Genomic DNA, 3,126 nt, shown 5'->3' on the forward strand with positions numbered 1-3,126 from the left:
AATGATGTAGCCTGTTGGCTGCGCACTGTTAGTCACAATCGGTACACGCGGCGGCCTACTGAGCAACGCCCAGAAATCCTCGCCGGCTGAGCTAATCGGGATGCCCTCCGTCTGCCCATCCGAGTTCTGGATGAACATCACATGCAGCCCTGGTTCGCTCCAGTCCATCGGCTGCGATAGACGTACAGCCAAGCCATCGACAGCGGTCACATAACCGCCCTGCTCTCCGGATTTGCTCGTATCCGAGCACAGAATGCGCTGGCCAAGCACCAGCATGCTGGCTTCGCTCAGGCAATCGCGCTCCATGGTCGTGTGCTGGTACTGGATCTTGTTCCAGGCCCGCCAAGCATGCAGCTCGCCTTGTTGGTGACTACGCACTCCTACAGATTCGATTTTCTGCGGCTTAACTGCGCTCTGGTCTGGAAGGTAGATAGTCACCACAGCAGCATCATCCGGCGAGACGTATTCGTACTCCACTCCGTCATAGCCTTCTGCCGGGCCAAATGAGAACGTCCGGGACTCCGATCCGGGCAGGGTATTCCGATGATTGAACAGCAGTGAGCTGTCGTCGGTCTCACGCTCAAAGAACAACCGCAACTGGCTGCCCTGCCGATAGGCTTGGCAAAAGATCGCGTTGGCCACGGCTTGAAACGTCTCCTCAAAAGACATCTCCGACTTATCGAACGTGTAGCAAAACTCGGCTGCATCCGGAATGCCGAAGTAATCGACAATCTCAACGGCTGTGGCATAGATCCCCTCCACGTCAATCTCGGCCATGCTTCTATTGCCGATTCTCGGGTCCAGAGCGATGGCACAAAGAATATCGGCTGCATTGCGTGATGAGTGAAGCGTAGACGTAAAGCCAGTTCCCTCTCTCAGTGGGATCTGCCGCGTTACCAGCAAGTTCAGCTTGCGTTCTTTAACGGCCAGCGCCCCATCGGTGGCAAATGTAGACGCCAGAACGGTAGTCACATCCCCAAAATGAGGCTGATCCACCTGTGAAGCCGCATACAAGTCCCGCCATTTCACTTCATCAACGATCTGGCCGTCGAAGCTGGTATCCGAGTCGCTTGTACGAATCATGCGGAACTGCCACTTGAGCGACTCCATCCCCAGATCAACGTTAAGCGTGGCTGCCCGAGTAGAGCGCGATGTGGCCGAGCCTTGGACTACACCGTCAAACACCCGAGCGCTGGCCGTAGGGTTGCCCACGGCATCGAGCGGCACTGCCTCCAGCCGTACAGCCACATCCCTGCGGTACTGCTGCTGGCCGTTGTCGGCATACAAGCCATTCAGGGCGACAATATTGCAGATCGCCCGGCTAATCGGCGTTGCTGACTCTATCGTCATCCAGCCTACCCACCGCTCCTTCAGTGCCTGCACGGTGACAATCAGCTCGGGAGAGACCCCGCCGTACTCATTCTCCAGCACGCCCCAATCAGGGTTTACAGCCGCTGGATCGGAAAGAGTCAGCTCATTGCTGGCTAGAGTGTTAATTGCATAAGAGCCAGACAAGTCATACAGAACCTCTCCTGAAGGACGGGTCAAGATAGGGCTGCCCGTCGGAGTTGTCTCAACGTTCCCCAGCGGTCCTGGCCAAGCAGAATAGTTTTGAGAAATATCCAGCTTCAGAGACGTGAATGTGGGGCCGACGACAACATCAAGAACCCCATAAGTCCCGTTAATATTGGTACTCACATCGAAAAAGTAGCCGCCATCTCCGCCGGTGATGCCAATCCAGCGATACGTACCGTTGGCAATCGTAACGACCTGCCCAGACTCCCAATTAGCAGACTGGTCGCCCTCTAGTGCCAAATATCCAACCAAGTTATCTGTGTTGGATATGCCTGATGAGTCCACTGGCGCCGCGTACTGATAGAAACCATCTGTTGCCTTGGCGCCAGAAATAGAAATTCCATCGCCTGCAAGAAACAACTCCGTGAAATCCACATCCGGATTAGTGCTACGAACTATGTTTGGCGACTCGAACACCATGGGCGAAAACACCAGCCGAGACGAGTTCGGCGGCTGTAACGCCTGGCCGTTCACACTATTGGAGCGCTTAACGGCCAGCACAGGTGTATTGATTGCATTCCCGAGACGAAGCTGCGGCGCTCCACTGTTAGGCGAAGTGTTTGGCCCGTAAACCTCCACCGACATGCCTGCGATCTCATCAACTGACGTCGTATCGTCGCGCACATCGTGGACCTCAAACAGGCCTCGACCAACACACATGTACGCGATTTCTTTCTCAACGTGGTTCTCGAAAACCGAGTACGGCACGGCAAGCAGATCGGGCGTGCTACGTACCGTCCCGTAGATATCCGGGATACGGCCATTGACCCGCTCTCGGTTTGCCCGAGCTGACAGGCCATTGTTGGGCGACTCCGATGCGATATTGCGCTGGGCTGTATTCGGGATCTTCGGCTTGAACAGCAGCATGCTGGCTACAGACACAACTGCTGCGATAGCCAGTGGAATCCAGACCTCTGGCCCTTGTGGCTCCAGCACCAGATAGAACGGCCCTGGCATATCGTGCAGCGCGTCCTCAACTTCTTTGCTGGTCGGCGTCACATCTGTGTACTCAGAGACATGCTCGTGATACAGCCGCGCACCTTCCGGCGCATGATCGCCAAACTCTGCACGTAGCAAAGCAATCAGATCGTCAGTCTCATGGCGCGTGATGCTCTCGGGCTCCAGCACGTTGCGAACGATATTTACGACAATCATTGATAGAACCTCATCCCGTGGTAGACCCCGGCATAGCATTCGAACGGCATAAACTCAGCGCCGCGTTCGCATAGGTGCAGCAAACGCCGCCGCATGCAGACACCAATGTGCACATCCCCGCTGGCCGACTCCATCAGCACAACAGACGGCGCTACAGTCGGCCCGGCCACCTTCTGAAACTGCCGCATTACCGACTTCACGCCCAAGACATTGGCCTCTCGGATGCTGTGCAGGCGACTGTCTCCAGTAAGGCGCTGCCAAGCCGAAGCTGCAAAGTGCAGGCAGTTATTGGTTTTTCGGTCATAGACCTGGTCCAGCAGCGCATCGATACTCACAGAAAGCCTCGCAACATCGAGAACCGATCCACCGTGTACGCCTCACCGGTACGAGTCAAGT

Annotated in this window: 2 protein-coding genes; both read right to left on the minus strand. The window is 55.9% G+C overall.

The features are described 5' to 3' along the window. Window positions 1-2,730: host specificity factor TipJ family phage tail protein (locus tag IE156_RS12830; RefSeq protein WP_189392950.1), on the minus strand; the 2,730-nt coding region annotated here is incomplete at its 3' end. Continuing rightward, window positions 2,727-3,065 carry a hypothetical protein gene (locus IE156_RS12835; RefSeq protein ID WP_189392951.1) on the minus strand — a complete coding sequence of 113 codons (339 nt, stop codon included), beginning with the start codon at window positions 3,063-3,065 and terminating at the stop codon, window positions 2,727-2,729. The genes IE156_RS12830 and IE156_RS12835, both read right to left, overlap by 4 nt. Window positions 3,066-3,126 lie beyond the last annotated feature (61 nt).

It is taken from the genome of Alcaligenes pakistanensis, assembly GCF_014652815.1.
GTDB lineage: Bacteria > Pseudomonadota > Gammaproteobacteria > Burkholderiales > Burkholderiaceae_B > Alcaligenes > Alcaligenes pakistanensis.